7 protein-coding genes are annotated in these 5,019 nt (G+C 63.6%); 3 read left to right on the top strand and 4 right to left on the bottom strand.

What is annotated here, in order from left to right; genetic code table 11:
- Nucleotides 1-165: 165 nt before the first annotated feature.
- The 3 genes from BN903_RS11790 to BN903_RS11780 all read right to left on the bottom strand — a co-directional run bounded on the left by BN903_RS11790 (nucleotide 166) and on the right by BN903_RS11780 (nucleotide 2,199).
- Nucleotides 166-879 (bottom strand): archaellin/type IV pilin N-terminal domain-containing protein, encoded by a 714-nt coding sequence (locus BN903_RS11790; RefSeq protein WP_048077910.1) that lies wholly within the window; start codon nucleotides 877-879, stop codon nucleotides 166-168.
- Between the two features lie 2 nt (nucleotides 880-881).
- Nucleotides 882-1,475, bottom strand: coding sequence for an archaellin/type IV pilin N-terminal domain-containing protein (locus BN903_RS11785; protein ID WP_048077909.1), 594 nt, complete (start codon nucleotides 1,473-1,475; stop codon nucleotides 882-884).
- A gap of 385 nt (nucleotides 1,476-1,860) precedes the next feature.
- The gene (locus tag BN903_RS11780) at nucleotides 1,861-2,199 is read right to left on the bottom strand and encodes a hypothetical protein (RefSeq protein WP_048077908.1); all 339 of its coding nucleotides are present in this window, start codon (nucleotides 2,197-2,199) and stop codon (nucleotides 1,861-1,863) included.
- Between the two features lie 185 nt (nucleotides 2,200-2,384).
- Here BN903_RS11780 and BN903_RS11775 point away from each other — a divergent pair, with 185 nt between their 5' ends.
- Complete coding sequence (locus BN903_RS11775; RefSeq protein ID WP_004597591.1) at nucleotides 2,385-2,723, top strand: helix-turn-helix domain-containing protein; 339 nt, start codon at nucleotides 2,385-2,387, stop codon at nucleotides 2,721-2,723.
- A gap of 28 nt (nucleotides 2,724-2,751) precedes the next feature.
- On the opposite strand, the gene BN903_RS11770 is transcribed toward BN903_RS11775, so the two are convergent.
- Nucleotides 2,752-3,483 carry an ATPase domain-containing protein gene (locus tag BN903_RS11770; RefSeq protein ID WP_048077907.1) on the bottom strand — a complete coding sequence of 244 codons (732 nt, stop codon included), beginning with the start codon at nucleotides 3,481-3,483 and terminating at the stop codon, nucleotides 2,752-2,754.
- A 144-nt stretch (nucleotides 3,484-3,627) separates the two neighbouring features.
- Here BN903_RS11770 and BN903_RS11765 point away from each other — a divergent pair, with 144 nt between their 5' ends.
- Together BN903_RS11765 and BN903_RS17540 are read left to right on the top strand one after the other, a co-directional pair.
- On the top strand, nucleotides 3,628-4,191 hold the full coding sequence (locus BN903_RS11765; RefSeq protein WP_048077906.1) for a HalX domain-containing protein: 564 nt from the start codon (nucleotides 3,628-3,630) through the stop codon (nucleotides 4,189-4,191).
- Nucleotides 4,192-4,392: 201 nt separating this feature from the next.
- Nucleotides 4,393-5,019: spondin domain-containing protein (locus BN903_RS17540; protein ID WP_048077905.1), on the top strand; the 627-nt coding region annotated here is incomplete at its 3' end.

Raw genomic sequence — 5,019 nt, 5'->3', positions numbered from 1 at the left:
CCCCTCCCCGATCTCGACGACGTTCTCGTCGTCGGTGAAGTCGAGTTCTTCCGGGTCGGCCGGCAGCGCATCGTCGTCACTCATGGGTCGTGGTAGCGCACGCCGAAAAATAGGTGTTGCGGGCGGCCGAGCCGCCGCAAGGTGGTTACCGCGCTGTTCGACTCGTTAGAGCCGGACCGCTTCGCCGTCCTCCGTGAAGAGGTCGGGCGCGTTCAGCTCAACGGACGTCGTCGCCGACGACGGCGAGACGATCTCTAGCGAGGAGCTCTCTCCCTCGCCGAACGCGCTGAGGCTACTGTCGGTGTGTGCGTAGGTGTATTCGTTGCTACCGCTGGCGTTGTAGATATCGTCATTCGTCATGTCGCCGAACGGCTCCGCACCCGGATTCACGACGATGGTGTAGTCCGTGTCGTCGTCCAGCACAGCGTTACCGGAGTCAACGAAGCCACCGTCCGAATCTAGGACGGCGAACTCGCTCGCGTTGAGCTGGCTCGCGTTCCCGATGTCTCCGCTACCCGAAGCGGGCGTGTCGGTGAACACGAGGTTCGCCTGTCCGTTCGGGCCGACCGCTTGAATGGTCGATTCCGACAGGTCGATCTGATCTGCGCCGGCCGCGCCGGACACCGTGACGTTGACCGACTTCAGTTCGCCCGTGCTGTTGTTACCGACGATACCGACTTCGCTCGTCACGTCGATCCGCTCCGACACGAGGTCGGTACTCTCCTGGCCGGTCGCTTCCGCCTGCGACTGGAGGAACCCGGCCGTGTTGATCAGCACGCCGGCGGCGATCGCCGCCACCAGCACCATCGCGATGAACACGATGAGCGTTCCGATCCCCACCTGGCCGCGGTCTTCACGGTCGTTGATGAACTCGAACATTGTTATAGCCTCACCGAGCTCTGCTCGCTGGTCAGCGTCGTCGGGACGCGGAGCTCCGCCGTCGTGGTCGCGCCCGAGGGCGTCGTGAACGTCACCGAGAGGCGGTCACCGCCTTCGAGCACCCCGTAGATACCACTATTTGTCGTGTTTAGGTCGATTCCGACATCGGCACGGTCACTGGCATCGGTCAGCACGACATCACCGTCTTCTCCGGTGTAGATGTCGATCGAGGCCTGATCGGCGCTGAGCTGGAAAGTCTCCTGCCCGTTATCTCCGATAAGTTCAACGCTCGTCTCGTTCAGGTCAATATTGCTGGCACCGGGAGACTGCGCAACCGTGATGTTCAGCTGGTCAACGACGCGGTCACCAGAATTACCGTCGGTCACGTTCCCGGACTGGCTCACCACCTGAAGCCGGTCACTCACTTGCGCTGTACTCTCTTCGCCCGTTGCTTCCGCCTGCGTCTGGAGGAACCCGGCCGTGTTGATCAGCACGCCGGCAGCGATCGCCGCCACCAGCACCATCGCGATGAACACGATGAGCGTGCCGATCCCCACTTGACCGCGCTCTTCCTCGTCCAGTATGGTTTCGAACATTGTGTGTTGCGTCGGCCCCCGGCCTGCCCGGCGGGCGTTATCGGTAGGATGGGGAATTCCTACTTAAGATCACTTACCCGGTTATCCAGATTGATAAAAATCTGCTGTCCTGCGATTTTCGCACTTTTTCCAACTAAGTAGTTACAGAATATATCAACGATTTCGTCACGACAGTATCAGGTCTGGATCTGTCGTGGATCGGTGGCAGTACTCCCGAAGCTTGAGGACCGGCTGGAAGGCGAACGGACAGTTAGAGACAGCCGAGATTGGTAGGAAGGGGAACAGCAAAGTCTCTAGTTTCGGGGGATCGATATCTCGTTTACGAGGATCGCGGGGTCGACCGCAAAGATGGTCCGACAGCTACGAGACGGCGGCCGCGTTTCTTTCACCGATCGCGTAGGCGCGACAGCTCCGATTCGGGAATGACGAACTCCTGTGTCCCCGGCTCGTAGACGGCGAGGCTCCCCGCGATGAGGGCCATCGACGCCGCCAGCAGTCCGGTGTTAACTAAGAGCAGCGCCTCGGCGTTGCCGAATTCCGTCCGGAAGGCGGCCGCGGGCGTTCCGACCGCCGCGAGGACGACGAGTCCGAAGCCGACCGCCAAGTACGCCATCGCCGTGCGACCGGACGACCGATACGCCGCGACCGCGAACGCGACGAGGGTCGCGCTCGCGCCGGCCAACACGGTGGTCGTCATCAGGTACAACCCCTCGATGAGTTCCATACGCTCTTTGTTCCGAGACCGGATATAAACCCACGGGAGCGGGTATCAGCGGCGATAACACGCCGACCAAGGCAACGCGCCTGTGACGGACCCGCGACCGCGAAAACGACTGACTGGGAACGTATCGAGCGTCTGACGACCACCGGTAGCCTTTTATTACCCGGAAATCAATCTCGATAACGTGAATGGTGGGGGACGATCTGATCACCGTACTCGGGAACAAGTACAACACGGACATCCTGACGGCCACGGGCGACGCGAAGTCGGCGCAGGACCTCAGCGACCAGTTGGACGTCCCGATCGCGACGTGTTACCGGCGGATCAACGAGCTGGAGGAGGCGGATCTGCTGGAGCTACACGACCGGCCGCTCTCGGACGAACATCGGCGCGTGAAGGTGTACCGCCGGAAGGTCGACGGGGTCGAGGTCGACTTCCGCGACGGACTCACCGTCGAGGTCGAGGAGCGGTCGGCGGTGAAGAACCGCCTCGACGACGTCTGGCGCGACCTCTCCTCGCGAGAGTAGCCGGCCGAACTGACGGGATTCTTCCCCGTCAGAACGACGGCCGGTCGTCGGAGCCGCCCATCATCGAGAAGCCGCCAGCGCGCTCGTGGACCGTGATTCCCCCCTGTCCGATCTCCATCGGGAAGATGTCAGTGTCGATGTCCTGTTTCCGCATCTTCGCCACCCAGACGTAGCGGTTGACGCCGGAGTCGGTCGGCGTCTGGATGAAGTAGATGTTCCCGTCCGTGAGGAAGTTCTCCAGTCCGACCTCGGTGTCGGGGAAGACGGCACCCTGCTCGTTGATGAGCAGCGACGTGAGTCCGTTCGCCTTGAGGATGTCCGAGAACTTCAGCAGGTACGTGCGCTTCTCCTGTTCGGCGTCGAAGAAGAGCTGGAACATCGACAGCGAGTCGAGGACGAGGCGGTCGAAGTCACCGTCCTCGACGGTATCCAGCAGACGGTCGACGGCCGTCGAGAAGTCGGTCTCGCGGAGCATCTCGCGTTTGTCGAGGATGACGATGTCGCCGTCCTCGACCATCTCGTCGAACCCCTCGAAGCCGACTGACTCGGCCGCGCCGCGGATGTCGGCCTCGTCCTCCTCGAAGGAGACGTAGACGCCGCGTTCCCCGTGTTCGGAGACGCCGTGGTGGAGGTACTGGATTCCGAAGATACTCTTGCCCGTGCCCGGATTCCCCGAGACAAGGACCGTCGATCGCTCGGTGATACCGCCGGTGAGAATGGAGTCGAGCCCCTCGACCCCGGTGGAGACGAGTTCTGACATTCGTCTCCCCTTTGGCGGGCGGTGTATATAAAAGACGGTTCAGTACATCGGGCGAACGAACGGCGACAGTTTTATCTCTCGACATACCGCTCCTTCGTGTATGCCCGGTGAAGCGTGTCTCGTCGCGCGCGACGGTGATCGACGGTGAGCGATCCGTCGATACTCGTCGTGGAGGACGAGCCCGACATCGCGGCGCTGTACGCCGGCTTCCTTGAGGAGCGGTACGTCGTCGACGTCGCCGAGACCGCCGCCGAGGCGATCGATCAGGTCGACGCCGCCGTCGACGTGGTGCTTCTCGACCGGCGGCTCCCGGACGGGAGCGGCGACGACGTCTTAGAACACATCCGCAAGGAGGGGTACGACTGCCGCGTGGCGATGGTCACCGCGGTCGAGCCCGACTTCGACATCATCGACATGGGGTTCGACCTGTACCTCACCAAGCCGGTGAGCCGCTCGAAGCTGCTCGCGGCCATCGACACGCTCCTGACGCGCAGCGAGTACGACGACCTTGTCCGAGAGGCCGCCGCGCTCGCCAGCAAGCGCGCGGTGCTCAGCTCGCAGAAGCCGGCGGCACAGCGCGAGGGGAACGAGGCGTACGCCGAACTCGTCGAGCGGCTGGAGGACTTGGACGCCGACATCGACGACCTCGGCGAGTCGCTGTCGACCGACGACTACCGCGCGATGTTCCGCGACCTCGGCGAGGCCTGACGCGGCGCGACCGCCGCCGCACCGCTCCGACCGATCTCTTTCGTCCGTTTGTTCTCCGACGCCGTCGACTCGTCTTGTCAGAGAATCCGCCGACAGCGGCCGGATCTGAGACGAAGTTTGAACGGACCTCGCCCCGATTTCGCCCCGAATTTGTCCGGTAGTTGAAAAATCTATATCCCCGATATCGCCCTCATAGGAAACATGACGAGACAAGACACGCGGCGGCGGTTCCTGTCGACGAGCGGCGGACTCGCGACGCTGGCGCTCGCCGGATGCCTCGGCGGAGACGACAGCGACAGCATGGGAGACGGCGACGGCATGGGAGACGACGGGATGAACGACAGCGACGGCGGGATGGACGGCGACGACGACATGAACGGCAGCGACGGCGGTGGAATGGACGACGGCGACGACGCGATGGACGACGACGGGATGACGGAGACGGCCACGGTGCGGGTCCGGATCGAGAACGTCGCTTCGACCGAGTTCTATCCGGCGGACACGTCGACGGACGGTGCCGTCTGGGTCACGCCGGGGGCGTACGCCGTCCACGAGGGCGGGAATCCGATCTACGACCTCGGCGAGTCGGCGTCGGTCGGTCTCGAAGCGCTCGCCGAGGCCGGACCGCCGACCGGCTTCGAGGGCGAGGACGGGCTGGTCGACGAACTCGACGTGTCGACAGACGTTCATCACTCGGGCGCGTACACCCCGGCCGAGACGGTCGCCGACCCGAACGACCCGACGGGGGAAGTCCCGGGCGCGCCGCCGATCGCGCCCGGCGGTGCCTTCGAGTTCGAGGTCGACGTCGCGCCCGGACAGCGGCTCTCG

The sequence above is a fragment of the Halorubrum sp. AJ67 genome, assembly GCF_000513435.1.
Note: the sequence above shows the minus strand (reverse complement) of the source record. Positions and strands in the feature narration are given on the sequence as shown.